We start from the raw sequence: 26,349 nt of genomic DNA, 5'->3' as shown, positions 1-26,349 counted from the left end.
GCTCAGGCTCCCTGGATTGCGGCATCGCTGCGCGCATCGATGATGAGGTCGCGCAGGCGCTGGTTGAGGGCGACGAAATCGGCGTCGAAGGTCATGTCGACCGTGCGCGGCCGGGGGAAATCGACGGCGCTGTCGTCGATGATGCGGCCGGGACGGGCGCTCATCACGCAGATGCGCGAGGCGAGGAAACCGGCCTCCTTCAGATCGTGGGTGATCAGCAGGACGGTGGGTTTGCGTTTCAGCCACAGGGACTGCATCGTTCCCCACAGCTCCTCGCGGGTGAACTGGTCGAGCGCGCCGAACGGCTCGTCGAGCAGCAGCAGGCTCGGCTCATGGATGAGGGCACGGCACAGGTTCGCGCGTTGCAGCATCCCGCCCGACAGCTGCCAGGGATAATGGTTGGCGAATTTGTCCAGCCCGACATCGGCCAGCAGGGCATGCACCCGGTCGCGGAACTCCGTTTTGCGCTTGGCGCGATAGTCGGACCGGAAGGGCCGCACGATCTTCAGCGGCAGCATGACGTTCCGCTCGATGGTGAGCCAAGGCAGCATGGTCGGGTTCTGGAAGGCCATGCCGATGCGCAGCGCCTTGGCCCCGACCTCGCGTCCGCCGACGATGACGGCCCCCCGGGTCGGGTTCAGCAGGCCGGCCGTCAGCCGCAGGATCGTCGATTTCCCGCAGCCCGACGGCCCGACCAGGGCGACGAATTCACCCGCCGCGATCCGAAGGTTCGTCTCCTGCAAGGCTGCGACCGTCTTGCCCGGCTTGCCGAACGAAACGGCGGCCTGCGAAAGCTCGACGGCTATGGACGGGGCGACGGCAGGGGCGATTGACGGCTGGCCTTGCGGGAGGGCTTGGGATCGGGACATGCGGCGTACCTCGTGGCGGATCGATGAAACTGTATGCAACGGGTGCGCCAGTTCCCCAGTAGGGCCAAGCTCCATGGAAGAGAAGCGGGAAGCTGGCGCAAGAAAAGTGCATACAGTTTTTGCATGCACTCATTTTATGCAAGCGAGCGGGGCCGCTGCATTCAAATGCGGCACTTGGCGAGTTGCATTCCCATCCGGCCTCGCTTATGGAAGGCGGAGCAGGCGGGGGCGGTGATGGCCGAGGAAAAACGTTCGAAAAAATCCGGAGGCGACCGTGTCGCGGCGATCTGCACGGCCTTGCGGCGCGCGATCATCGAGCGGGCACTGTCGCCGGGAGACCGGCTGCCCGAGGATTCGCTGGGCGAACGCTTCGGCGTCAGCCGGACCATCGCCCGCAGCGCGCTCGGGCAGCTGGCGGCGGAGGGGCTTGTCGATCTGCGACGCAACCGCATCGCCGTGGTCGCCGTGCCGTCCTTCGAGGATGCGCGCGACATCTTCGACATCCGGGTCGATCTGGAGCGTCAGGTCGTCCGCCATCTGGCCGGCAAGCTGACCGAGGCCCAGGTCAAGCAGCTGACGGCCATCGTCGAGGCCGAACATCAGGCCCGCCATGGTGCCGAGGGGGTCTCGATCCGCCTTGCGACGGAGTTCCATGTCCGGCTGGCGGAAATGACCGGCAAGCCCGTTCTGATCCGCTACGTGACGGAAATCTGTTACCGCGCCGGTCTGTCGCTGGCGGTCTTCAGCCGGCCCCATTCGTCCGAATGCGCAGTGAATGAGCATCTGGAACTGATCGAGGCGATCCGGACCGGCCCCGCCGACAAGGCCTGCGCCCTGATGGACGAGCATCTGGAGGCCGTGGCCTCCCGCGCGCTGCTGCAAAGCTCGGGCGCCCGGAGCCGCGACCTCATGGACATCCTGGCGCCCTACACCGAATAAGGGCGCCAGGACTGGCGGTAACTCAGCGGGCGCAGGACGGATCGAGGATCCATTCGGCGCTGTCGTTCCAGACATCGGTTTCGACGATCAGCCCGTCCCGCACCACGAAGCGGTCGACATAGCGGTTGTTGTCGAAGGGCGTGCCGTCCGGCCAGGCGCCATACAGGTAACCCAGGCTGTAGACGATGGTTTCCGTCTCGCCCGGCACCACGTCATAGCGCTCGATCCGCTTCTTCACCCATTTGTAGCGGGCGGCGTTGAAGCCGGTCGGCCCGCTGGGGGTGTCGAAAACGCGATGCCCGGTGAAGCGGCAGATGAAACCCGGCGCCACATATGTGGCCGCGCGCACCGGATCGGGGGCCATCGACGCCTCCAGATAATCCTTCACCGCCTGCAGATCGCGTTCAGTCGTCTCACTCATCTGGACCTCCATAAGTGTCGGCATATTGGTATCAAAAGTGCATGCGATTTTCGCATGCAAACGACACGCCGGAATTCGAGATGCCGCAGACCAACAGTTTCGATCTTCTCCTGCGCAACGCCCGACTCAGGGGAGGGCAGGGCTTGCAGGACATCGCGGTCAGGCAGGGCCGGATCGCCGCCATCGGCCCCGACCTGACCGGCACCGCCGCTTTGGAAGAGGATGCCGGCGGGTGCCTCGTCCTGCCGGGGCTGGTGGATACCCACATCCATCTCGACAAATCCTGCCTGCTCTGCCGCTGCCGCGATGCCGGCGGCGGACTGAAGGGGGCGATTGCCGCGGTCTCCGGGTTGAAGCGGGCCTTCACGGTCGAGGATGTCTACCAGCGCGGCGCCCGCACGCTTGAACGCGCGATCATGCAGGGCACCATGCATATGCGGGCGCATGTGGAACTCGATCCGCTGGTCGGCCTGCGCAGTTTCGAGGCAATGACGCGGCTCAAGCGCGACTATGCCTTCGCCATCGACCTGTCGATCTGCGTCTTTCCGCAGGAGGGGATGACCCACGACCCGGCGGTCGAGCGGCTGCTGGCCCAGGCCCTGGCGGAGGGGGCCGATCTGCTGGGCGGCTGTCCCTACACCGATGCCGACCCGTCCTTGCAGATGGAGCGGATCTTCGCCCTGGCGGTGGCGCATGACGTCGATCTCGATTTCCATCTGGATTTCGATCTCGACCCCAGCTGGTCGCATCTGGAGGAAATCTGCCGGCGGACGGTGGCGGCGGGCTGGCAGGGGCGGGTCGCCGTCGGCCATGCCACCAAGCTTGCGGCCATCGACGATGCCGCGCTGGATCGGATGACCGCACTCCTGGCCGAAGCCGGCGTGGGGGTGACGGCCTTGCCGGCGACGGATCTCTATCTCAACGGGCGCGATCAGGGGCATCGGGCGCCGCGCGGGGTGGCCCCGGTCCATCTGCTGGCGGACGGCGGCGTCACCGTCTCGGTCGCGACCAACAACGTCCTGAATCCCTTCACGCCCTTCGGCGACGGTTCGCTGATCCGGATGGGCAACCTCTATGCGAACCTCATGCATCTGGGGCCCGAACGGTTCGGCGATTGCCTCGACATGGTCTCGACCACCGCCGCCCGGCTGATGCGGATTGCCGATTACGGCATCGCGGTCGGCGGACAGGCGGACCTGATCGTGCTCGACGCCGATGACGAAGCCGACGCCTTCGGCGGCATCGCCACGCCACTCATGGGGTTCAAGCGCGGCCGCAAGAGCTTCGTCAGGCCTGCCGCGACGCTGGTGAGATAGCGGCCAGTCGGGATGGCGGGGTCTCCGCGCAGCCTCGCCGCACCGTCCATCGCGCCTTTACAGCGCCGGCCCAATGATCTTATCTCCGCAGCATGGATCGTCGCAGGCTCCAGTTCTTTGTCGCGCTCTGCGAGGAGCTGCATTTCCACCGTGCCGCCGCGCGGTGCCACATCACGCAGCCTGCCCTCAGCCAGCAGTTGCGGCAGCTGGAGGACGAGCTTCAGGTCCAGCTGGTTCACCGCAACAAGCGGCGGGTTTCCCTGACCAGGGCCGGCGAGTCCTTCCTGGGCGAGGCCCGGAAGATCCTGAACCAGATGGATCGGGCCGCACAGCTCGCACGCCAGACCGACCGCGGCGAGATCGGGCAATTGTCGGTCGGCATGACCGCACCGGCGCTTTACATCGTCTTTCCCGAGATCATGCACCGGTTCCGCACGGCACTGCCGAATTTCGGCGTGAACGTCCATGTCATGACGACGTCCGAGCAGGAGGAGGCCCTGAGGGCGGGGGCCATCGATGTCGGCATCTTCCATCCCCCGCTCGACGACCAGTCGCTGTCGTCGCACCTCATCGCGCGCATCCGCTTCAATGTCGTGCTGTCGGACCGCAACCCGCTGGCGGAGCGGCCTCGCCTGCGGCTGGAGGATCTGTCCAGGCAGCGCTTCATCATCTTCCCGCGCGTGATCGGTCCGCGCCTGTACGACGAGATCATCAGCCTGTGCCAGCAGGCGGGGTTCAGCCCGGAACTGATCCTCGAAGCCTCGCCCGCCCAATCGATCATCGCGCTGGCCGCCGCCGACTTTGGCATCGGCCTCATCGCCTCCGACCTTCAGCAGTTCGCGCGGCCGGGTGTCGTCTACCGCCCGCTGGACGGGCCGGCCCCCTATCTGACGCTCGGGGTCGCCTACCAGAGCGACGACACATCCCCGGCGATCCAGACATTTCTCGACGTCGCCGCGACCGTCGGCGAACTGGTCTCCTGAGCCGACAGCCGCCGGGATGATCACCGCCGGTAAAAAAAGCTGCCGGTGAAAACTTCTGCTTATCAATCGATCACTTTTAAAAGTTGGACCTACTCAGTTCGTTGGCCCTATCGTTCGCGTAACGGAGGATCAAGCCAATGAAAGTCTTCATGATTGGGGAAGCCGCCAATCACAAGGACAAGCTCGGCGCTTTCCTGACGACACCCTGCGAGATCATTCCCCTTCCCCGTGAGGCCGCCCACTCGCCCGAGTTCGATTCGGCGATCACGGCGGACGACGTGGTCGTCTCTTTGCGCTTCTCCCGTAACGATGGGTCGGTTCCGGATTTTCGACTTCTGCATGTGCCGGGAGCCGGGCTGGACGGCATCGACATGGCCTCCCTGCCGGCCGAGGCCAGCCTGTGCAACGTCTTCGAACATGAGATTCCCATCGCCGAATTCGTCATGGCGGCGATGCTGAACTGGGAAATCCGCCCCGATGCCCTGCGCGGCTCCTTCGCCACCGACACCTGGTCCGATGTCTACCGGGCGCGGGTGCCGCATGGAGAAATCCACGGCCTGACCCTGGGGCTGATCGGCTTCGGCCGCATCGGGCGGACGATTGCCCGGCGGGCGGCGGCCTTCGGCATGCGCATCCTTGCCGTGGATCAATTCGCGGCTGACCCCGACGGTCTGGCCGAGGCGATCCTGCCGCCGGACCGCCTGCCGGAGATGCTGGCGCAGTCGGATTTCGTGGTGATCGCCTGCCCCCTGACCGACGAGACGCGCGGGCTGATCGGAGCAGCCGAACTCGCCGCCATGAAGCCGACGGGCGTGCTGATCAACGTGTCGCGCGCACCCATCGCCGACGAGGAAGCGCTGTACGGCGCCCTGCAACGCCGGACCATCGGCGGTGCGGTGCTCGACGTCTGGTACGGCTATCCGGCCGGGGCGGATGATCGGGTGGCGCCGGCGCGCTTCCGCTTCGAGGATCTGCCGAACGCGGTCTGCACCCCGCATTCCTCGGCCTGGACCACCCGGCTGCCCGAACGCCGCTATGCCTTCATCGCCCGGAACATCGACCGGCTGATTGCCGGCGAACCGCTGCTGAACCTTGTGCGGGCGCCTGCTCCGGCAGCGCCGCCCGCCCGCCAGAACACGAGCTTCCCATGATCCGAGACACCGAGGACCTCGCCCGCCGCAGCGCCGGCGTGCCGATCAAGATCACCGGCGTGAAGACCTTCGTCGTCAACGCCGAGATGCGTAACTGGATCTTCGTGAAGGTGCTGACCGACCAGCCCGGCCTGTATGGCTGGGGCGAGGCCAGCCTGAACTGGAAGACGCGGGCCGTCACCGGCGCCGTCGAGGATCTGGAGCCGACCGTGCTGGGGCGCGACCCGCGCGACATCGAACAGTGCGTCCGCGCGATGAACAAGTTCAGCTATTACAAGCTGGGCATGGTCGGCGTCACGGCGATCAGCGGCATCGAGCACGCGTTGTGGGACATCTTCGGCAAGAGCGTCGGCCTGCCGGTCTGGCGCCTGTTGGGCGGCAAGGTCCGCGACCGCGTGCGGGTCTACACCCATCTCGGCCTCGGCGAGATGAAGTCGGTCTATGAGACCTTCGATATCGGTTCGCTGAAGGAGCGTGCCGCCGCGGTGACGGAGAAGGGCTATGACGCGCTGAAGGTGGTGTTCATCCCCTACGGTGCCCACAGCGCCCCGGTCCCGGCCCAGCGCCATGTCGGCAAGATGATGCAGGCGCTGCGCGACACGGTGGGCGACGGCGTCGACATCATGATCGACTTCCACGGCCGCCCCGGCTCCATCGCCGCCGCCATGGGCTATATCCGCGAACTGGAACCCTATAAGCCGATGTTCTGCGAGGAGCCGGTCCAGCCCGGCGACACCGAGGCGCTGCGCCGCATCGCCGAGCAGGCCGACTGCCCCATCGCGTCGGGCGAGCGGCTGGTCGGTTTGAGGGAGTTCATGCCGGTTTTCGCCCAGAAGGCGGTGCACATCGCCCAGCCCGACCTGAACCACACCGGCGGCCTGCTGGAGGGGAAAAGGATCGCGGCGCTGGCGGAGGCGGAGCTGATCGGCATCGCGCCCCACAATCCCAACGGCCCGCTGGCCGGTGTCGCCGCCCTGCATTTCGACATCTCCACCCCGAACTTCGTCATCCAGGAGGAGATGAGCGGCGCGGTGCCCTGGTACGACGACGTCGTGCAGACGCCGATCCGCCGCACCGGCAGCCACTGGGAGGTGCCGGACGTTCCCGGCTTCGGCATCGAGGTGAACGAGGCGGAGGCGGCCAAGCATCCCTTCAAGCCGGAGGTGATGCACACGACCTCCGCCGTCCTGGACGATGGCACCATCGTCGATTGGTAAGCCGCAACCGGTCAAGGCGCTGCCTTCCTGTTTCATCGGACGGATTTCCATCATGAGAGAATTCAGCACCCCGGGCGACGTGTTCAACGCGCTGCCGTCGCGGGTCGTCTTCGGGGCGGGCGCGGTCGACCGCATCGACGGGGAAGTTGAGCGGCTGGGGGCCAAACGTGCGCTCGTCGTGTCCACGCCCGGCCGCAGCGCCATGGGCGGGCGCGTCGCCGACCGCCTCGGCAGCCGCTGCATCGGCATCCTGCCGGAAGCAATTTCCCAGGTGCCCATCGAACTGGCGATCCGGGGCCGGGCCAAGGCGCGCGAGATGGGCGCCGATTGTCTGGTCAGCGTCGGCGGCGGTGCCTCCATCGGTCTGGGCAAGGCCATCGCGCTGGAACTCGGGCTCCCGATCATCGCCGTGCCGACCACCTATTCCGGCTCCGAGATGACCGGCTTCTGCGGGATCACCATCGACGGCGTCAAACGGATGCACCAGAGCCTGCGCATGCTGGCCGGCACCGTCGTCTACGATCCCTCGCTGACGCTCGGTCTGCCGGTGGACGTCAGCATGGCCAGTGCCATGAACGCGCTCGCCCATTGCGTCGACGCCATCTACACCCCCACCATCAGCCCGGTGATCGTGCCGGCGGCGATGGAGGGCGCGCGGGCGATCATGGACGCGCTGCCGCGGGTGGCCGCCCGTCCGGACGATGGCGATGCCCGCGCCGACCTGCTCTACGGCGCCCACCTCGCCGGTGCGGCGCTGGCCGGCGGCTTCGCCCTGCAACATGGCGTCGCCCATGTGCTGGGCGGCACCTACGGCGTGTCGCACGGGCTGTCCCATGCGCTGGTGCTGCCCCATGTCGCGGCCTACAATGCGCCCTTCGCCCCCCAGGCGATGGACCGGCTTGCCGCCGCCATGGGGGTGGCGGATGTCGGCGCCGCCATCTTCGACGTGATGGAAACGGTCGGCCTGCCGACGCGCCTGACCGAGGTCGGCTTCTCCGCCGACCGGATCGCGGAGGCCGCCCGCATCACCGTCGAGACCGACAACCGCTACAACCCCGGACCGGTGACCGAGGAGGCCGTGCGCGGCATCCTCGCCGCGGCGGTGGAGGGGCGTCGTCCGGGTCCGCATCCGGGCCGGTAGTGGCCGGCGCTGGGAGCCGAACCGGAGCAGAGAACGCAAAAAAGGGAGGAACCACCATGACGATCAAACCCACCATGACGATCAAGCGCCGACAGTTTCTGGCCGCCACCGCGGCGGGCGCCCTGGCCGTCCCCTTGGCCGCCCCCTTCATCTCGAAGGCGCATGCCGCGGAATTCGCCTGGAAGTTCGGCCACGGCTTCCCCGCCAGCCACCCGCTGCATGTCCGCGCCGTCGAGGCCGCCGAGCGCATCCGCAAGGAGACCAACGGCAAGGTCGACATCGCCGTCTTCCCCAACAGCCAGCTCGGCGGCGACAGCGACCTGCTGGCGCAGGTCCGCTCCGGCGGCATCGAATTCTTCAGCACCGGCGGCCTGATCCTGTCCACCCTGGTCCCGGTGGCCTCGATCAACGGCATGGGATTCGCGTTCAAGGATTACGATGCGGTCTGGAAGGCGATGGACGGCCAGCTCGGCGGCGTGATCCGCAAGGGCTTCGACAAGGCCGGCCTCCACGCCTTCGAGCGCATCTGGGACAACGGCTTCCGCCAGATCACCACCGCCACCAAGCCGATCACCGGGCCGGCCGACCTCGCCGCCTTCAAGATCCGCGTCCCGGTCAGCCCGGTCTATGTGTCGCTGTTCAAGGGGCTGGGCGCATCGCCGACCAGCATCAACCTGGGCGAGGTCTATGCCGCACTCCAGACCGGCGTGGTCGATGGGCAGGAGAATCCGCTGGTGGTCGCCGACACCGCCAAGTTCTACGAGGTGCAGAAATTCTGCTCGATCACCAACCATGTGTGGGACGGCTCCTGGATCGTCACCAACGGCCGGTCCTGGCGCGGGCTGCCCGAGGATCTGCGGCAGATCGTCAGCCGCAACCTGAATGACGGCGCGCAGCAGCAGCGCCAGGACATCGCCGGCCTGAACGAGGCGCTGCAGAACTCGCTTTCGCAGAAGGGGCTGACCTTCAACAAGGTCGATCCGGCGCCCTTCCGGGAGGTCCTGCGCAAGTCTGGCTTCTATGGCGAATGGAAGGCCAAATACGGCGAGGAGGCCTGGAACGCCCTGGAAAGCTCGGTGGGGGCCCTGACATGACGGCGGCGGTGGATCACAAGTCCACCGCCGGTCCTTCCGACGGCGCCAGCCCGTGGCTGACGCAGGTCGACCGGCTCCTGGGCTGGCTGTCCGAATTGCCGGTGGCGCTTCTGGTGGCGGCGGAGGTGGTGATCCTCTTCACCGGCATCGTCGCCCGCTACGTGCTCCACGCGCCGATCACCTGGTCGGACGAGCTGGCGTCGATCCTGTTCCTGTGGCTGGCGATGCTGGGGGCCGTCGTCGCCTTCCGCCGCGGCGAGCATATGCGGATGACGGCCTTCGTCAGCTGGGCATCGCCCCGCGCGCGGGCCTTCCTCGACGTCTTCGCGGTGGCGGCGGCGCTCTGCTTCCTGCTGCTGGTCATCCTGCCGGCCGGCGAATTTGCCTGGGAGGAGTTGGAGATCACCACCCCGGCTTTGCAGATCTCGAACATGTGGCGTGCGGCGGCCCTGCCGACCGGTCTTGGGCTGATGATCGCGACGGCCCTGGTCCGGCTGGCACGGGTGGGCGATGTCCGGCTGGTGGCGGGCGCCCTGGCGGCGGTGGCGGCTATCGCCGCACTGTTCACGGTTCTCCAGCCGGTGCTGGCCGATCTCGGGAAGATCAACCTGCTGGTCTTCTTCGTGGTCGTTGTGGCCGGCTCGGTGTTCGCCGGCGTACCCATCGCCTTCGCCTTCGGGCTGTCGAGCTTCGGCTATCTCGCCTTGACCACGAAGGTGCCGCTGCTGGTCGTCGTCGGCCGGATGGACGAGGGCATGTCGCATCTGATCCTGCTGTCGGTGCCGCTGTTCGTCTTCCTCGGTCTCCTGATCGAGATGACCGGCATGGCCCGCGCCATGGTGGCGGTGCTGGCCAACCTGCTGGGCCATGTGCGTGGCGGCCTGTCCTATGTGCTGATTGGCGCCATGTATCTCGTCTCCGGCATTTCCGGATCGAAGGCCGCCGACATGGCGGCAGTCGCCCCGGTGCTGTTCCCGGAGATGAAGAACCGCGGCGCCAAGCCGGGCGATCTGGTGGCTCTGCTGGCCGCGACCGGCGCGCAGACCGAGACCATTCCGCCCAGCATTGTGCTGATCACCATCGGGTCGGTCACCGGCGTCTCCATTGCAGCATTGTTCACCGGCGGCCTGCTGCCCGGCCTGCTGCTGGCGGTGATGCTGTGCCTGGTCGTGCGGCACCGCTATCGCAACGAAGACCTGTCGGGGGTGCGCCGGCCGACCGGCGGCGAATTGGGCAAAAGCCTGGTGGTGGCGCTGCCGGCGCTCGCCCTGCCTTTCGTGATCCGCACCGCGGTGATCGAGGGCGTCGCCACCGCGACCGAGGTGTCTACCATCGGCATCGTCTATGCCGTCGCCGTCGGGCTGCTGGTCTATCGCCGCTTCGACTGGCGGCGGGTGGTGCCCATGCTGGTCGAGACCGCCGCCCTGTCGGGGGCGATCCTGTTCATCATCGGCACCGCGACGGGGATGGCCTGGTGCCTGACGCGCTCCGGCTTCTCGACCGATCTGGCCCATTTCATGGCCAGCCTGCCGGGAGGCTCCTTCACCTTCCTGGCGGTGTCCATCGTCGCCTTCATCATCCTGGGCAGCGTTCTGGAAGGCATCCCGGCCATCGTGCTGTTCGGCCCGCTGCTGTTCCCCATCGCCCGCGAGATGGGCGTGCATGAGGTGCAGTATGCGATGGTGGTGATCCTCGCCATGGGGCTGGGCCTGTTCGCCCCGCCCTTCGGCGTCGGCTTCTACGTCGCCTCGGCCATCGGACGGGTCAACCCGGACGAGGGCATGCGCCCGATCATGGGCTATCTGGCGGCGCTGCTGGCCGGACTGGCGCTGGTCGCGGCCATTCCCTGGATCTCGACCGGCTTCCTGTAACCTATCCCTTCAGGTTTTTGTTCAAGCCGGCTCCGGTTCACTCCGGGGCCGGCTTCGTTTTTGGGAGGCCGGTCAGCGCTGCGAGACCGATCCGGCCGCCGCCACCACCAGGGGGGCGAAGCGTTCCTCCATCTCCTCCGGCGTGAAGCGCGCGCGTGATACGGCGATGTTCAGCGCGCCCACCGGCACGCCGCCCGATCCGGTGATGGCCGCCGCGACCGACAGGTCGCCGTGATAGAATTCCTCGAACGCGGTGGCATAGCCGCTCACCGCCGATTTCGCGATCTTGGCCAGCAGCTCGTCGCGTTTCCAGGTGGTGGTGGGCGTATAGGGCTTCAAATCCATCCGGTCGACCAGTTCCGCCGCCTCCGCCGCCGGCAGGCGCGACAGGATGGCGATGCCGGGCGCGGTGCAATAGGCCGGCATCCGCGTGCCGACGATGACGTCGGTGTTCAGCACATGCCGGCTCATGAAACGCGACACGAAGACGATCTCCGTCCCGTCCATCATGGTCAGGTTGATCGTCTCTTCCGTCGTCTTGCTCAGATGCATCAGATAGGGCATCGCGCGCTGCAGCATCGCATTGCTGTGCAGATAGTGATGCGCGATGTCCAGGCTGCGGACGGTCAGCTCGAACCGCTTGGTCACCGGATCCTTCCGCAGATAGCCCAGCTTCTCCAGCGTGTAGGTGAAGCGTTGTGCAGCACTCTTGTCCATGCCGACGGCGGCGGCGACCTGGGTCAGGCTCATGGACGGCCGCGAGGAATCGAAGGCGTGCAGCACGCGGAACGCCTTGTCCACCGACATCACCATCAGCGGATCGCCGGCCCGGCTTTCGGAACCGGGGTTTTCGGCGGTGCCGGCATCGATGTCCGTGCCGGCGGGATCGCCCGTCCTGGGCGCTGGGGAGGCGGATCGGCGCGGTGCCATGTCGGTCGGTCCTGACTGTGCGCGGTGAGAGATACCGTTGACAGCGTACCGAAAGCAAGCCAAGCTAATCAATACAAAGTATTGCATTTCAATACACCACCACGCGATCACCCTTCGATCCCCCATTCCCGCGGGGGCTTCCGGCTGCCGGCCATACGTCGCCGGGCCGGACCGGCCCCCGCATCGACAGGAGCGCACCAGTGACCGACTTCATCCTCACCGAGACCCGCGGCCCGGTCGGCATCATCACGCTGAACCGTCCCAACGTGCTGAATGCCTGGAACAAGGCGATGCGCGACGATCTGGTCGTTGCCTTCGACCGTATGGAGGCCGACGAGTCCATCCGGGCGATCATCCTGACGGGTGCCGGCGACCGCGCCTTCGGTGCGGGCCAGGATCTCAACGAAACCAAGAGCTTCGATGCCGACCGCGCCGAGGAATGGGTGGCCGAGTGGGAGCGGCTCTACAACCGCATGCGCAGCCTGTCGAAAGCGCTGGTGGTGGCGCTGAACGGCGTCGCCGCCGGTTCCGCCTTCCAGGTGGCGCTGCTGGGCGACCTGCGCGTCGGCCACCCCGGCGTGCGCATGGGCCAGCCGGAGATCAATTCCGGCATCGCCAGCACCACCGGCCCCTGGATCATGAAGGAGATGATCGGGCTGGCGCGGACCATGGACCTGACGCTGACCGGCCGCCTGATGGACGCGGAGGAATGCCACGCCATCGGCCTGATCAACCGTCTCGTTCCGCAGGACCGCGTGATGGCCGAAGCGCTGGAACTGGCCGGTGAACTGGCCGCCAAGCCGCCGGTCGCCATGCGTCTCGACAAGCAGCGCTTCCGCGAGATGACCGAGGCCGGCTTCCGCGACTGTCTGGCCGCCGGCGTGCGCATCCAGCGGGAAGCCTACGCGTCGGGCGAGCCGGCCCGCATGATGGAGGAATTCCTGGCCAAGCGCGCCGCGCGCAAGACGGCCGCCTGACCGGCCATTCCGGCACGTCTTTTAAAAACGGGACGGTTCGCCGCCGTCCCACCCGCCCGACAGCTCCTCCATCAACCGGACGACCGCCAAGATCCGGCCAGCGAACAGGGATTACGACAATGGGAATGAATGACGGTTTCTCCATCGACCGCCGCGGCCTGCTCTCCACCGCGCTGAAGGGTGCCGCGGGCACCGCCGTTGCGGCGGCCCTTCCGCCGGTGCTGGCGGCCGGGATGAGCGGCCCGGCGCTGGCGCAGACCTCGCAGATCACCGTGGCCGATCCGGGCGGTCCCTACAGCCCGGCCTTCCGCAAGGCGTTCTACGACCCGTTCGAGAAGGCCACCGGCATCAAGGTCATCAATGTCGCCCGCGAGGCCGAACCGACCGCACAGTTCAAGGCAATCGTCGAAACCAAATCCTACAGCTGGGACGTCTGCACGCTGACGCTGTCGGCGCGCGACATCCTGACCCGCCAGAACCTGCTGGAACCGCTGGATTTCGCCGCCGCCGACGCGCCCGGCCTGATGCCGGATGCGCTGACCGGCCAGTGGATGGGGACGGACGTCTATTCGACCATCCTCGGCTACCGCACCGACAAGTTCGCGTCCAACCCGCCGCAGAGCTGGGCCGATTTCTGGAATGTCGAGAAATTCCCCGGCCGCCGGTCGTTGCGCAAGAACCCCATCGACACGCTGGAGCAGGCGCTGCTGGCCGACGGCGTGCCGCTGGATAAGCTCTACCCGCTCGACGTCGACCGTGCCTACAAGAGCCTGGACCGCATCCGCCCGCACATCGCCGCCTGGTGGACCGGCGGCGCCCAGTCGACCCAGCTGATCCAGAGCGGCGAGGTCGACATGATCGCCCTGTGGAACGCCCGCGCCCAGGCGGCCATCGACGGCGGCGCGCCGGTGAAGATCTCGTGGAACCAGGGCCTCTATTCCATCGAGGGATGGGGCATCCCGCGCGGCAACCCGCGCGCCGACGCCGCACGCAAGTTCATCAAGTTCTGCGCCGACCCGCAGCGCCAGGCCATCTTCACCGAGGTGCTGGCCTACGGTCCGACCAACCTCAAGGCTTATGACGAGATCCCGAAGGAGCGGGCGCAGGCCCTGCCCACCTTCCCCGAGAATCTCAAGACCATGACCATCGCCCGCGAGGATTGGTGGGGCGCCAACCGCTCCAAGATGAGCGAACGCTTCAACGCCTGGATCCTCGGCTGACGACCATCACAGGAGACCCGCCGCCATGCTCCCCTCCCACGGAACGGCCCCTCCCGCCTGCAAGCTTCTGGTCGATGGCCTCACCAAGAGCTACGGGTCCGTCGTCGCCCTCCAGCCCACCCGGCTGGAGGTTCCGGCGGGCGAATTCCTGACCCTGCTGGGCCCCTCCGGTTCGGGCAAGACCACGCTGTTGCAGATGATCTGCGGGCTGGTGGAGCCGAACGGCGGGCGCATCCTGATCGATGGCCGCGACGAGACCCGCACGCCGGTCCACAAGCGCGACATCGGGCTGGTCTTCCAGCATTACGCCCTGTTCCCCCATTTGACGGTGGCGGAGAACATCGGCTTTCCCCTGCGCATGCGCGGGATCGCGGGCGCCGATGTCGACCGCCGGGTGCGCGAGGCGCTGGAGATGGTCCATCTCGGCCATCTCGGCGACCGCTTCCCCAAGGAGCTGTCGGGCGGCCAGCAGCAGCGGGTGGCGTTGGCCCGCTGCTTCGTCTACCAGCCCTCCGTCATCCTGATGGACGAGCCGCTGGGGGCGCTCGACAAGAAGCTGCGCGAGCACATGCAGTACGAGATCAAGCGGCTGCACCGCGAAACCGGTGCCACCATCATCTACGTCACCCATGACCAGGAGGAAGCCCTGGCCATGTCCGACCGCATCTGCCTGATGAACCACGCGCGCATCGAGCAGATCGGCACCCCGCACGACATCTATGCCCGGCCGAAGACCGCCTTCGCCGCCGACTTCATCGGCGTGTCGAACATCTTCCGTGGCCGGCTCCAGCGCGACGAGGGCGGGGCGCCGATCCTGGTGACCGGCGGTGGGCGCTTCCGCCTGTCGCCCGCCACCGCCGGCACCGTTGCCGGCCAGGGCGAAGCGTCGCTGATCGTCCGGCCCGAACAGCTCGACCTCGACGGCGAGGGCGACAACGAGGTGTCGGGCCAGGTGGTCGACACCGTCTATGCCGGTTCGGAGACTCGCGTGCTGGTGGCGCTGGGCGACCAGTCCACCGTCACCGTCCGGCTGCGGCGCGGCATGTCCCCGCCGCCGCTGGGCAACCGCGTCGCCGTGCGCTGGCGCAGCGACGCCGGGGTGCTGGTGTCATGAGCGCCGTCCTCCTGCACGGCGCGGACGAGGGCGGTCTGAGGCAGCGGCTGCGCTTCGGACCGCTCTGGCTGGCGGCGCCCGGCATCGCCTTCCTCGCCGTCTTCTTCCTCTATCCGGTCCTGCGGCTGCTCGGCCTCAGCGTGCAGGACGCCGACACCGGCGCCTGGACGGGCGAGCATTACGCCCGCATCGTCGACACCGGCGTCTATTTCCGCGTGCTGATGGGCACCTTCCGCATCGCCGGGCTGACGGCACTGTTCTCGCTGCTGCTGGGCTATCCGCTGGCCTATTGGCTGGCGCAGCTGCCGGAGCGCAGGCGCGGCGTGATGATCCTGGCGGTGATGGTGCCGTTCTGGACCAGCTATCTGGTGAAGACCTTCGCCTGGATGGTGATCCTGGGCCGCACCGGCGTCATCGGCGGCATCCTGGCGGCCGGCGGCCTGCCGCAGCCGGAGCTGCTGCACAACGAGTTCGGCGTGATGATCGGCATGGTGCACGCCATGCTGCCGCTGGCCGTGCTGACCATGCTGCCGGTGATGACCGGCATCGACCGCCGGTTGGTGCAGGCGGCGGAAACGCTGGGGGCCGCACCGGGCCATGCCTTCTGGCTCGTCTATTTCCAGCTGTCGCTGCCGGGCATCGCCGCGGCGGGGCTGCTGACCTTCATCTCCTCCCTGGGCTTCTTCATCGTTCCGGCATTGCTGGGCGGACCGCAGCAGACCATGCTGGCCCAGCTGATCATCGCCCAGATCCAGGAGATGCTGAACTGGGCCTTCGCCGGGGCGCTGGCCACGTTCATGCTGGCGGCGGCGCTGGTCACCTGCTGGGTCTATGATCGCATCTTCGGGCTGTCCACCCTGTCCGGCGAGGGATCCCGGCGCAAGAAGGGCGGCGGTCGCATGCGCAAGGCGGGGCAGGGCATCCTGTCGGCATTGGCGGCGTTGACCGCAGCCGCCGCGCGCGTCACCGCACCCGTGCTGGGCGAGCGCGGCCGCGACCGGCTGCCGGCGGTCTATTCGACCCTGGTGCTGGTCTTCCTGGTGGCGCCGGCCATCGTTGTGGTGCCCATCGCCTTCACCAGCTCGCCCTTCCTCGATTTCCCGCCGCCGGGCTACAGCCTGAAATGGTTCGAGGTCTATTTCGGATCGGACCTGTGGCTGGGCGCCACGCTGCGCTCCTTCGGCGTCGCCTTCGCCACCGCCATCCTGGCGACCCTGATCGCCGGGCTGGCCGCCCTGGCGCTGGCCCGCTCGACCTCGCGCTGGCGCGGCGCCATCTTCGCCCTGTTCCTGGCGCCGATGATCGTCCCGCGCATCGTCATCGCGGTCGGCCTGTTCTATCTGTTCGCCCAGATCGGGCTGGTCGCCACCGACCTCGGCCTCGTCATCGGCCATACGGTGCTGGCGCTGCCCTTCGCCTTCGTCGCCATCGCCGCGGTGGTCAAGGGGCATGACTGGCGGCTGGACCAGGCGGCGGCGACGCTCGGCGCCAACCGGGTGCAGACGCTGATACGGGTCACGGTTCCGCTGATCCGCGGCGGTCTGGTCGCCGCCTTCCTGTTCGCCTTCATCACCTCCTTCGACGAGCTGACGGTGGCCATCTTCGTCAGCGGCGGGGTCAAGACCACGCTGCCCAAGCAGATGTGGGACGACATGATCCTGCAGCTGAACCCGACCCTGGCCGCGGTGTCGGTCGTCGTCTTCCTGATCGTCATGGCGCTTCTGCTGATCGCCGAGCGGCTGCGCCGGTCCGGCCGCTGAGCGGCGGATTGCGCATCGTTCGTTCACCCCGAGATTTCCAGAGCCGAGATTCCCGACCATGTCCGATTTCTCCACCGGGTTCGCCGGCCTGCTGACCCAGGCCGCGCGGACCGACGGCGAGCGTCTGTTCGCCCGCTACAACGGCGCCCCGCTGACCGCCGGCACCCTCGACCGCCAGTCCGACAGCATGGCGGCGGAGCTGCGGCGGATGGGTCTGGTCCCCGGCGACCGCGTGGCTCTGATGCTGCGCAACAGCCCGGCAGTGCTGTCCACCCTGTTCGGCATCGCCAAGGCCGGGCTGGTGTGGATCCCGATCAACGCCCAGCAGCGCGGCGACGGCCTGCGCTACATCCTGGAACATTCCGATCCGGCGGCGGTGCTGGCCGACGCCGACCTCGTGGCGACCATCGCCGACTGCGGCGCCGACCTGTCGGGCAAGCCGCTGATCGTGGCCGGCGGCGACGGCGCCTCGTCCCTGCCGCGGCTGGAGCCGATGCTGGACAGCGGCGCCCTGTTCGAGGAGACGCTCCCCGGACCGGACGACCTCTTCGCCATCATGTACACCTCGGGCACCACCGGCCGGCCGAAGGGCGCGCTGGTCACCCACCGCATGATGCGTCTGGCCGGCGAGGCGGTGGCCCGCGTTTCGGCGGCCCGCGACGGCGACGTGTTGTTCGTCTGGGAGCCGCTCTATCACATCGGCGGCGCGCAGATGATCGTGTTGCCGCTAATCGCCAAGGTGTCGCTGGCGATGGTCGACCGCTTCAGCGCCAGCCGCTTCTGGGATCAGGTCCGCGACTATGGCGCCACCCACATCCATTATCTCGGCGGCATCCTGCAAATCCTGCTGAAGCAGCCGCCGGACGCGCGCGACCTCGACCATCCCGTGCGCATCGCCTGGGGCGGCGGCTGCCCCAAGGAGACCTGGACGCCGTTCCAAGAGCGGTTCGGCGTCGAGATCCGCGAATGCTACGGCATGACCGAGGCGTCGAGCATCACCACCTGCAACGACGAGGGCATTGTCGGCGCGGTGGGGCGGCCGATGCCCTGGTTCACCGTGGATCTGCTGGACGAGGCCGGCAAGCCGGTCGCCCGCGGCGACCGCGGCGAGATCGTGGTGCGCACCGACACGCCCGGCGCCCTGTTCGCCGGCTATTTCCGCAATCCAGAGGCGACGGCGAAGGCGCTGCGCAACGGCGCGCTGCACACCGGCGACCTCGGTTCTCTGCTGCCGGACGGCACGCTGCTGTTCCACGGCCGGATGACCGACAGCATGCGCTGCAAGGGCGAGAACGTCTCCGCCTGGGAGATCGAGCACATCGCCGCCACCCATCCCGCCATCGAGGATTGCGCCGTCATCGGCGTGCAGGCGGACATCGGCGAACAGGACATCAAGCTGTTCGTGAAGCCCAGGCTGGGCGCCACCGTGGACATCCCGGCCCTGTCCGACTGGCTCGGCCGGCAATTGGCTCCCTACCAGAACCCGCGATACATCGCCCTGGTGGAGGGGTTCGAGCGCACGCCCAGCCAGCGCATCATGAAGCACCGCCTGTCGCCCGCGGTGAACGACAGCTGGGACCGGCAGGCGGCGCGGTAAGGCTGCCCCGCCTCGTCGTCACCTCCGTCGAAAACGAACAAAGCCGGCTGTAAGACACAGCCGGCTTTGCCGTTCATCAGGAATGGATCGCTTGCGCGTTGTGCGACGCCCATGCCCTCACCGGGTCAGGCGCGGCTCCGGCAGGCCCTGGACGCCGGCGTCGAACATCAGGATCCGGCCGCCGTGCGGATCCTCGGCCAGATCGGCCGGGCCGCGGCTGAGCGAGGTGACCAGCATCGTCCGCAAGCCCTCTCCGCCGAAGGCGCACATGGTCGGCTTGCGCATCGGCACCTCGATGCGGCGGTCGAGATCGCCGCGCGGGGTGAAGCGCTTGATGCAGCCCTCGTCCAGGCAGCAGATCCAATAGCAGCCGTCGGTGTCGACCGCCGCACCGTCCGGCCGCCCGACCATCGCCCGCATGTCGACGAAGGGGCGCCGGTTGCCGGCGGTGCCGGTCTCCGGATCGTAGTCCCAGGCCCAGACCATCCGCACGTCGCGGTGGGTGTCGGACGCGTAGAGCGTGCGGCCGTCCGGGCTGAAGGCGGAGCCGTTGGGGATGACGAAGCCGGTCAGCCCGGTCTCCACCAGCCCCTCGGCGCGGGTGTAGCGGTACCACGCGCCGGACGGGTCGCCCTTGGCGATGTCCATCACCATGGCGGACACCCACAGCCGCCCCTGCCGGTCGCAGCGCCCGTCGTTGAAGCGCATGCCCTCCGTCGGAAAGGGGCTGTCGGCGAGGCGGCCGAGCACCGCATCGCCGCCCGCTTCGGGCAGCTCCGCATCGAAGAGACCGGTCTGGCAGGCGACGACCGCACCGCCGTCCGGCCGCAGCACGAGGCTGCCGACCGGTTCCGGCAGCGTCCAGTCACGCCGCACGCCGCTGGACGGATCCAGCCGGTGGATGCGGCGGCCGGGAATGTCGATCCAGGTCCAGCTGCGGCGGTCGGCGTCCCAGACGGGATTCTCGCCGTTGCCGTTGCGCAGGTCCGGTTCGATGACGGCGTCGAGGCCGATGGTGGTGACGGCGGTCATTTGGTTGCTTCCACCGGTCCGCCCGATATGCCCGCCCGTTCGGCCCGCCAGCGCTTCACCAGCGGTAGCAGCATCGTCAGGATGGCGACTGTCAGCAGCACCGCGGTGATCGGCCGGCTGTAGAGGAAGTCGTAGCTGCCGCCCGAGAGCGACAGCGCGCGGCGGAAGTTGGCCTCGGCCATCGGTCCCATGATCAGCGCCAGCACCACCGGCGAGGCCGGGAAGTCCCACTTCTGCATGAAGTAGCCGGCGACGCCGGCGGCCAGCATGATGCCGATGTCGAACAGGCTGTTGTTGATGGCATAGGTGCCGACCACGCAGAGCGCCAGGATGACCGGCGTCAGCACCGACTTCGGCATCTGCAGGATGCGGCCCATGAAGCGCAGCGAGCCCAGACCCAGCACCAGCATGCCGACATAGCAGAAGATCATGCCGGCGAAGAGGGTGAAGACCAGATCGCCGTGTTCCTTGAACAGCAGCGGACCCGGTTGCAGGCCCTGGAGCGTCAGGGCGCCCAGCATCACGGCGGTGACCGCGTCGCCGGGGATGCCCAGCGTCAGCATGGTCAGCAGCGCGCCGCCGGTGCAGCCGTTGGCGCCGGCCTCGCAGGCGGCGACGCCGCCCAGCTCGCCCTTGCCGTAATTCTCCGGCGTCTTGCTGAAGCGCCGCGCCTCGTTGTAGGCGACATAGGCGGCGATGTCGGAGCCGGCGCCGGGAATGATGCCGATGACGATGCCGAGGATCGAGGAGCGCGACACGACGCCGAGCAGCGACTTGTAGGTCGCCCAGGGCGGGACGATGCGGCCGAGCGCCGCCGCCATGCCGAGGCGGACCTTCGGGTCCTCCATCGACTTGAAGGCTTCGGCTGCGGCGAACAGCCCGATCATCACCGGGATGAAGGGAACGTTGAACAGCTCGGTGTAGCCGCCGGTGAAGCGCGGGAAGCCGCCCATCGGGTCCATTCCGACGGTGGCGATCAGCAGGCCGAGGAAGCCGGCGATCAGCCCCTTCACCACCGACTTGCCGGAGATGCTGGCGATGATGCTCAGCCCGAAGACGGCGAGCGCGAAGCTTTCCGACGCGCTGAACTCCAGGGCGAAGCCGGCGAGCACCGGCGCCAGGAAGATGAGCACGAGGATGCTGGCCATGCCGCCCAGGAAGGACGACAGGGTGGCGGTGCCGAGCGCCACGCCGGCCATGCCCTTCTTGGTCAGCTCGAACCCGTCCATCGCGGTGGCGGCGGCGGCCGGGGTGCCGGGGATCTTCAGCAGGATGGCGGTCACCGAGCCGCCATAGACGCCGCCGAAGAAGACGCCGGAGATCATCAGCAGGCCGGACACCGGGTCCATGCCGAAGGTGAAGGGCAGCAGGATGGCGACGCCCATCGTCGCGGTCAGGCCGGGAAGGGCGCCGATGACGATGCCGAGTGCCACACCCACCAGGGACAGCAGCAGGGCCATCGGGTTGGCGGCCAGCGTCGCGACGCCGTTCATCAGCATGTTGAGTTCATGCATGGCGGCGCTCCTTCGCAGGCGTGAGGCGGGACGACGCGGTCATTCGAACAGGCTCCCGACCGGCAGCGGCACCTGAAGGGCGCTCTGGAAGGTGAAATAGATCACGGCGGTCACGACGACGGCGATCACCGGGTTCCACAGCGGGCTGCGCTGCCCCATCAGCCACATCAGTGCTGCCATGTAGACCACGGTGGCGACGGCGTAGCCGACATACTCCATGGCATAGAGGCAGGCGGCGGTGGCGAGGATGCCCAGCGCCACCCCGGCATAGCCGGCGACGCCGACCGGCGGGGTGTCGTCGGCAATGGTCGGCATGCGCAGCGTGTTTGCGATCAGGATCAGGCACAGCACGATCAGCACGGTGGCGTGGATGATCGGGAACCGGGCCGGGCCGACGTCGGCGGCCAGCATGGTCTTGGGGAAATCGCCGGTCGATGCGATGGCGGCGGCGGCCACCGCGATCAGCACGACCGCGATGACCAGATTGGCGATCTTGGTGGAGAGGGGCGCGCCGGCCCCGCCGCCCTGGACAGGTGCGTTGCTCATCAGTCGGACTCCTCGGAAACGGAACGCCGGCCCCGGCGGCTCGGGGCAGCCGGGCCGGCGCGTTTCCGTGTTACTTGGCCATGCCGAGCTTGGTCATCAGATCCTTGAAGAAGGCGTTGTCCTTCTGCATGGCGGCGCCGAACTCCGGACCGTCGGCATAGGCCCAGGTCAGGTTCATCTTGGCGAGCTGCTCACGGAAGGCCGGCTCCTCGGCCGCCGCCTTGCTGGCCTTGCGCAGGGTCTCGACGACCGGTGCCGGGGTCTTCTTCGGAACGACGATGCCGCGCCAGGTGGCGACCGACAGGTCGATGCCCTTCTCCTTCAGGGTGGGCACGTCCGGGAACGCCTTGGAACGCTCGTCGGCCATCACCGCCAGCATGCGGAGCTGGCCGCCGGCAACCTGGCTCGACACCTCGGCCGGGCTGACCGACACCGCCTCGATGTGGCCGCCCAGCAGGGAGGTCACGGCCGGGTTGGCGCCGTCGAACGGGATGTGGTTGAAGGTCAGGCCGGTCTTGTTCTGCAGGGCCTCGGCGGCGAGGTGCCAGATGGCGCCGGTGCCGGAGTTGCCGATGCGGACCTTGCCGGGGTTGGCCTTGGCGTCGGCCAGGAACTCCTCGATGGTCTTCCAGGGCGCGTCGGCCTTGACGGTGATGGCGCTCGGCTCGGCGTTCAGGCGGGCGACCGGGGTGAAGTCGTCGACCGAGAAGCGGGCCACGCCCATGTGCGGCAGCAGGGTGATCTCAACGGTGCCCATGCCGACCTTGTAGCCGTCGGCGCGGGCGGCCATGATCTCGGTCAGGCCGACGGCGCCGCCGCCGCCGGTCTTGTTGACGACGCCCATCGCCTGCGGCAGGTGCTTCTTGGTGGCGTCGGCATAGGCGCGGGCGACCAGATCGGTGCCGCCGCCGGCGGCATAGGGGACGATCAGCTCGATCGGCTTGGTCGGGTAGTCGGCGGCCTGCGCGCCGGCAATCAGGCCGGCCGTGGCCAGGACGCCGACGACGGCGCCGGTCAGGAGGCGATAGCCCTTCATAAACGTTCTCCCTCGAATTTTGCTTGGTGGGGTTGCGGACAGGAAAAGCGGACGGCTTCGCCGCCCGCGTGAAGTCAGCGCGGGTTGAGCGCCGTCCAGGACGCGACGAAGGCCTCGGCCCGCCCGGCGATCTCGGCGGCGGTCATGCCCGGCTTGTAGAGCGCCGATCCCAGCCCGAAGCCGGCGACGCCGGCCTCCAGGAAGGGGGCCATATTGTCGGGAGCGATGCCGCCCACCGGCAAGAGCCGGGTGCCGGCCGGCAGCACGGTGCGGATCGCCTTGACGATGGTCGGGTTGATCTGCTCGGCCGGGAACAGCTTCAGCGCGTCGGCGCCGGCCGCCAGAGCGGCGAAGGCCTCGGTCGCCGTGGCGACGCCGGGAACGCAGGCCAGGCCGGCCGCCTTGGCGGCGCGGATCACCGCGGTGTCGGCATGCGGCATCACCACCAGATCGGCGCCGATCTCCTTGAGGCGGGCGACCTGCGCCACCTCCAGCACGGTACCGGCGCCGACCAGCGCGTCCTGCGGCAGGATGCGGCGGATGGCGGCGATGCTGTCGAACGGGTCCGGCGAATTCAGCGGCACCTCGATCAGCCGGAAGCCGCGCTCATAGAGGGCGCGGGCGGCGCCCTCGCATTCGGCGGGCTTCAGGCCGCGCAGGATGGCGACCAGCGGCAGGGCGGCGAAGGCGGCGTCGAGCCGGGCCTTCAGGCTTTTATCAGACATGAGTGTCCTTTCCGGCCGGCGGCGCGATCAGGCCGGCGGCGATGGCGAACTGGAACAGCCCCTTGGGCGCGGTGTTTTCGAGCCGGGCGGTGGGCTCGATGCCCAGCAGGGCCAGCCCCTGGACGTAGCGGCGGCAGAGCGCACCGTCGCCGATCAGCAGAAGCGGCCGGCCGCTGCCCAGCGCCGCCCCCATCCGGGTGAGGCCGGAGACCATCTCGTGTCCGATCAGCAGGCCGGACAGGAAATCCTTCAGCAGCTCCGGCGCCATGCGGCGGGTGATGCCGAGCGTGCGCGCGGCGAAGATCTGGTGCGTCAGGTCGCCCGGCCCGCTGGCCTGCGCCGCCCGCACGCCGTCGGCGAAGGCCGTGTCGCGGGCGTCCGCATCGGCCTCTACATCCACCGGCATCAGACGGCCCAGGATCGAGTGCTTGGTCAGCACCGCGAACAGCTCGCCGGTCATGTAGGTGGCGAAACGGGTCATCCGCCCGCCCTCGATCTGCACCCATTTGGAATGGGTGCCCGGCAGCACCATGCAGGCTTCGCGCGCCCAGTCGGGGCGGTCGGCCAGCACGCCGGCGATCTGGATTTCCTCGCCGCGCAGGATGTCGGGAGGCGCGTCGGGCGGGGCGTAGGTGACGCCGGGGGCGATGAGGATGCGGACACCGGCGGCGCTGTCCACCGCGATGGCGTGTCCGGCCAACGTGCCGGTGTCGGCCGGGCAGGCGACATAGGGGGCCTCGGCCCAACCCTGGGCGCTGCCGACCATGCCGCCGGCCACCACCGGTACGCCCGGATTGCCGGCCAGCCATTCGCCGCACAGCCCGGCGAAGGCCTGCTCGAAGCCGGGCAGGCCGGGTTGCGGCAGATTCTGGATGCCGTGCGCGTTGGCGCGCTGCTCCAGCACCGTGCCGGCGCCATCCATGAGGAATCCGCGCAGACTGGAGGTGCCCCAGTCCAGCGCGATCAGGGCCGCCCCGTCGCGCTTCCGTCCTGTTTCCATCCCAATTCCTTCGATATCGCGTCGGCCGCCGCACGGACGACCGGTCCGAGTTCAGCCATCCGTTCGTCCGGCATGTAGGGCACCGCGCTCGCCACGCTGATGGCGGCGACCACCTGATTGCTGATGTCGCGCACCGGCGCGCCGACGCAGCGGACGCTGATCTCGTTCTCTTCCAGGTCGAGCACCCAGTCCCGCCGCAGGAAGCCCGCCATCAGCTTTTCGTATTTCGGCCAGGGCAACGGTCCGGGCCGTCCGCCCACCGTGTCCGGCGCCGTCGCCACCGCGTCGTGCAGCGCGCGCCAGCGCGACGGCGGCATCCCCAGCATCAGCGCCTTGCCGATGCCGGTCGAGGCCAGCGGCATGCGCAGGCCGACGCGAGAGCGCATCTCCAGCCCGCGCGTGCTCGGAATCTTGTCGAGATAGAAGACCTCGTCGCCGTCGACCACGCCGAGATGGACGGTGTCGCCGGTGCGCTGGGCCAGCGCCTCGATGTGGGGCCGGGCCAGCGCCACCAAGGGCCGCTGCTCCAGCGCCTTCATGCCGAGTTCGATCAGCTTCGGTCCCAGCAGATAGCCTTTGTAGGGGACATGGTGCAGGTACCCCTCCGCCACCAGGCTGTTCAGCATGCGGTGGACGGTGCTGCGCGGCGTGTTCAGCCGCGCCGCGATTCCCTTCACCTCGGTCGTGCCGGTCGCCACGCACTCGATCGCCGCCAGCCCGCGGAGCAGGGTCTGCGTTCCGGCGGCCTGCCGCCTTTCGGGCGTGGCCGGGTCGATCGCGTCAACGGGCTGGGTCATGGGATCGGTTCTGGTGGGCATTCGTGTCGCCTCGATGACGGGACCTTAGTGGCCACGTTGTATGTTGTCAAATCCAACAGTGATGTTGCCACATAGTGAGACATCTATAAAGAAGGCAATATGACGCGCCGGCTTAGCCAATCTTGACCAGACCCCTCTTCACCCCTAACATCCTGATTATATTGAGAACAATGTCTCAATATTTGAGACATTGAGCGCGTTGAGCGCGGACCGTACCGCGCTTCGCGGATTTTCAACACGAGGGAAGGAAGGGCTCACACATGTTCGGTGATCTGAAGGGCAAGCGCGTTCTGGTGACGGGGTCGACCCAGGGAATCGGTCTGGCGGCGGTCGAGGCGTTCGCCCGCCACGGCGCGCTTGTCGGCATGAACGGCCGCAAGGCGCCGGCCGACCTCGATTCCACGCTGGCCCGGCTGAACGCGCTGGACGGCGAGGTCGCCTTCCTGTCCGGCGACGTGTCGTCCAGCGAGGGAGCCAAGCGTCTGGTCGAGGATTTCGTCGCCCGCTTCGGCGGTATCGACGTGGTGATCAACAATGCGGGCGGTCTGGTCGCGCGCAAGCCGCTGGAGGAGATCGACGACGAATTCTTCGACGCGGTGACCGACCTGAATGCGCGCTCCGCCCTGATGGTCACCAAATACGCGCTGCCGCACCTGAAGGAGTCCGCCACGCAGAGCGGAACCACCGCGTCGGTGATCCTGGTCGGCTCGGTTGCCGGCTACACCGGCGGCGGCCCCGGCGCCGGTCTGTACGGTGCGGCGAAGGCGTGGCTGCACAACATCCAGAAGAACTGGGTGAATTTCCACACGAAGGACGGCATCCGCTTCAACACGGTGTCGCCCGGCACCTTCGACACCGCCTTCCACGCCGACAAGGACACGGACACCAAGGCCCGCATCGGCGCCGGCTTCCCGATGGGCCGCTTCGGCAAGCCGGAGGAATGCGCGCCGACCTTCCTGTTCTTCGCCTCGCACGCCTGCAGCGGCTACATCACCGGACAGATCCTCGACGTCAACGGCGGCCAGTACATGCCCTGAGACGGCCGGCAGTGAACGGCGGCAGGGGTGAAGCCCCCCAC

The 26,349-nt window shown here is 68.1% G+C and carries 24 protein-coding genes; 14 read left to right on the top strand and 10 right to left on the bottom strand.

The genetic code is table 11. The features are described from left to right. Positions 1–2 precede the first annotated feature (2 nt). Positions 3–869, bottom strand: a complete 867-nt coding sequence (locus tag CRT60_RS14310; protein ID WP_098737106.1) for an ABC transporter ATP-binding protein — start codon at positions 867–869, stop codon at positions 3–5. 234 nt (positions 870–1,103) lie between these two features. Between CRT60_RS14310 and CRT60_RS14305 the strand changes: the two genes are divergently transcribed. Next, the gene (locus tag CRT60_RS14305) at positions 1,104–1,808 is read left to right on the top strand and encodes a GntR family transcriptional regulator (protein WP_098737105.1); all 705 of its coding nucleotides are present in this window, start codon (positions 1,104–1,106) and stop codon (positions 1,806–1,808) included. A 22-nt stretch (positions 1,809–1,830) separates the two neighbouring features. Here CRT60_RS14305 and CRT60_RS14300 read toward each other — a convergent pair whose 3' ends face one another. After that, the gene (locus CRT60_RS14300; protein ID WP_098737858.1) at positions 1,831–2,229 is read right to left on the bottom strand and encodes a nuclear transport factor 2-like protein; all 399 of its coding nucleotides are present in this window, start codon (positions 2,227–2,229) and stop codon (positions 1,831–1,833) included. A gap of 80 nt (positions 2,230–2,309) precedes the next feature. Here CRT60_RS14300 and CRT60_RS14295 point away from each other — a divergent pair, with 80 nt between their 5' ends. The 7 genes from CRT60_RS14295 (at position 2,310) to CRT60_RS14265 (ending at position 11,002) form a co-directional block, all read left to right on the top strand. Further along, positions 2,310–3,545, top strand: coding sequence for an amidohydrolase family protein (locus tag CRT60_RS14295; protein WP_098737857.1), 1,236 nt, complete (start codon positions 2,310–2,312; stop codon positions 3,543–3,545). Between the two features lie 92 nt (positions 3,546–3,637). Continuing rightward, entirely contained in the window at positions 3,638–4,528 is an 891-nt protein-coding gene (locus tag CRT60_RS14290; protein WP_098737104.1) for a LysR family transcriptional regulator, read from the top strand. A 137-nt stretch (positions 4,529–4,665) separates the two neighbouring features. Next, positions 4,666–5,679 (top strand): 2-hydroxyacid dehydrogenase, encoded by a 1,014-nt coding sequence (locus tag CRT60_RS14285; protein WP_098737103.1) that lies wholly within the window; start codon positions 4,666–4,668, stop codon positions 5,677–5,679. After that, entirely contained in the window at positions 5,676–6,896 is a 1,221-nt protein-coding gene (locus CRT60_RS14280; RefSeq protein ID WP_204561917.1) for an enolase C-terminal domain-like protein, read from the top strand. The genes CRT60_RS14285 and CRT60_RS14280 overlap by 4 nt, the downstream gene beginning before the upstream one ends. A 52-nt stretch (positions 6,897–6,948) precedes the next feature. Then, positions 6,949–8,037 carry a maleylacetate reductase gene (locus tag CRT60_RS14275; protein ID WP_098737102.1) on the top strand — a complete coding sequence of 363 codons (1,089 nt, stop codon included), beginning with the start codon at positions 6,949–6,951 and terminating at the stop codon, positions 8,035–8,037. 56 nt (positions 8,038–8,093) lie between these two features. Continuing rightward, on the top strand, positions 8,094–9,131 hold the full coding sequence (locus CRT60_RS14270) for a TRAP transporter substrate-binding protein (RefSeq protein ID WP_244592502.1): 1,038 nt from the start codon (positions 8,094–8,096) through the stop codon (positions 9,129–9,131). After that, positions 9,128–11,002, top strand: a complete 1,875-nt coding sequence (locus CRT60_RS14265; RefSeq protein ID WP_098737101.1) for a TRAP transporter large permease — start codon at positions 9,128–9,130, stop codon at positions 11,000–11,002. Before CRT60_RS14270 ends, CRT60_RS14265 begins: the two co-directional genes overlap by 4 nt. 72 nt (positions 11,003–11,074) lie before the next feature. Here CRT60_RS14265 and CRT60_RS14260 read toward each other — a convergent pair whose 3' ends face one another. Continuing rightward, the gene (locus CRT60_RS14260) at positions 11,075–11,932 is read right to left on the bottom strand and encodes an IclR family transcriptional regulator (protein WP_098737100.1); all 858 of its coding nucleotides are present in this window, start codon (positions 11,930–11,932) and stop codon (positions 11,075–11,077) included. 200 nt (positions 11,933–12,132) lie between these two features. On the opposite strand from CRT60_RS14260, the gene CRT60_RS14255 reads away from it, so the two are divergent. The 5 genes from CRT60_RS14255 to CRT60_RS14235 all read left to right on the top strand — a co-directional run bounded on the left by CRT60_RS14255 (position 12,133) and on the right by CRT60_RS14235 (position 18,600). Then, positions 12,133–12,909, top strand: a complete 777-nt coding sequence (locus CRT60_RS14255; RefSeq protein ID WP_098737099.1) for an enoyl-CoA hydratase/isomerase family protein — start codon at positions 12,133–12,135, stop codon at positions 12,907–12,909. A 119-nt stretch (positions 12,910–13,028) separates the two neighbouring features. Continuing rightward, entirely contained in the window at positions 13,029–14,129 is a 1,101-nt protein-coding gene (locus CRT60_RS14250) for an ABC transporter substrate-binding protein (RefSeq protein ID WP_204561914.1), read from the top strand. Between the two features lie 25 nt (positions 14,130–14,154). Beyond that, positions 14,155–15,243 (top strand): ABC transporter ATP-binding protein, encoded by a 1,089-nt coding sequence (locus tag CRT60_RS14245; protein ID WP_098737097.1) that lies wholly within the window; start codon positions 14,155–14,157, stop codon positions 15,241–15,243. Next, on the top strand, positions 15,240–17,003 hold the full coding sequence (locus CRT60_RS14240) for an ABC transporter permease subunit (RefSeq protein WP_098737096.1): 1,764 nt from the start codon (positions 15,240–15,242) through the stop codon (positions 17,001–17,003). The genes CRT60_RS14245 and CRT60_RS14240 overlap by 4 nt, the downstream gene beginning before the upstream one ends. Before the next feature lie 58 nt (positions 17,004–17,061). Further along, on the top strand, positions 17,062–18,600 hold the full coding sequence (locus CRT60_RS14235) for an AMP-binding protein (protein WP_098737095.1): 1,539 nt from the start codon (positions 17,062–17,064) through the stop codon (positions 18,598–18,600). Positions 18,601–18,717: 117 nt separating this feature from the next. Here CRT60_RS14235 and CRT60_RS14230 read toward each other — a convergent pair whose 3' ends face one another. The 7 genes from CRT60_RS14230 to CRT60_RS14200 form a co-directional block, all read right to left on the bottom strand. Beyond that, positions 18,718–19,632: an SMP-30/gluconolactonase/LRE family protein gene (locus CRT60_RS14230; protein ID WP_098737094.1), complete on the bottom strand. Its 915-nt coding sequence runs from the start codon at positions 19,630–19,632 to the stop codon at positions 18,718–18,720. Further along, positions 19,629–21,146, bottom strand: a complete 1,518-nt coding sequence (locus tag CRT60_RS14225; protein ID WP_098737093.1) for a tripartite tricarboxylate transporter permease — start codon at positions 21,144–21,146, stop codon at positions 19,629–19,631. The genes CRT60_RS14230 and CRT60_RS14225 overlap by 4 nt, the downstream gene beginning before the upstream one ends. A gap of 39 nt (positions 21,147–21,185) precedes the next feature. Beyond that, the gene (locus tag CRT60_RS14220) at positions 21,186–21,692 is read right to left on the bottom strand and encodes a tripartite tricarboxylate transporter TctB family protein (protein WP_098737092.1); all 507 of its coding nucleotides are present in this window, start codon (positions 21,690–21,692) and stop codon (positions 21,186–21,188) included. A gap of 70 nt (positions 21,693–21,762) precedes the next feature. Next, positions 21,763–22,728, bottom strand: coding sequence for a Bug family tripartite tricarboxylate transporter substrate binding protein (locus CRT60_RS14215; RefSeq protein ID WP_098737091.1), 966 nt, complete (start codon positions 22,726–22,728; stop codon positions 21,763–21,765). Positions 22,729–22,802: 74 nt separating this feature from the next. After that, positions 22,803–23,453, bottom strand: coding sequence for a 2-dehydro-3-deoxy-6-phosphogalactonate aldolase (locus tag CRT60_RS14210; protein WP_098737090.1), 651 nt, complete (start codon positions 23,451–23,453; stop codon positions 22,803–22,805). Then, entirely contained in the window at positions 23,446–24,453 is a 1,008-nt protein-coding gene (locus CRT60_RS14205) for a 2-dehydro-3-deoxygalactonokinase (RefSeq protein ID WP_098737089.1), read from the bottom strand. The genes CRT60_RS14210 and CRT60_RS14205 overlap by 8 nt, the downstream gene beginning before the upstream one ends. Next, positions 24,417–25,250, bottom strand: a complete 834-nt coding sequence (locus CRT60_RS14200) for an IclR family transcriptional regulator (RefSeq protein ID WP_098737854.1) — start codon at positions 25,248–25,250, stop codon at positions 24,417–24,419. The genes CRT60_RS14205 and CRT60_RS14200 overlap by 37 nt, the downstream gene beginning before the upstream one ends. 281 nt (positions 25,251–25,531) lie before the next feature. Here CRT60_RS14200 and CRT60_RS14195 point away from each other — a divergent pair, with 281 nt between their 5' ends. Next, the gene (locus CRT60_RS14195) at positions 25,532–26,308 is read left to right on the top strand and encodes an SDR family NAD(P)-dependent oxidoreductase (RefSeq protein ID WP_098737088.1); all 777 of its coding nucleotides are present in this window, start codon (positions 25,532–25,534) and stop codon (positions 26,306–26,308) included. Positions 26,309–26,349: the final 41 nt, after the last annotated feature.

This window comes from Azospirillum palustre, assembly GCF_002573965.1.
GTDB lineage: Bacteria > Pseudomonadota > Alphaproteobacteria > Azospirillales > Azospirillaceae > Azospirillum > Azospirillum palustre.
This window is presented reverse-complemented; position numbering and strand designations above follow the sequence as displayed.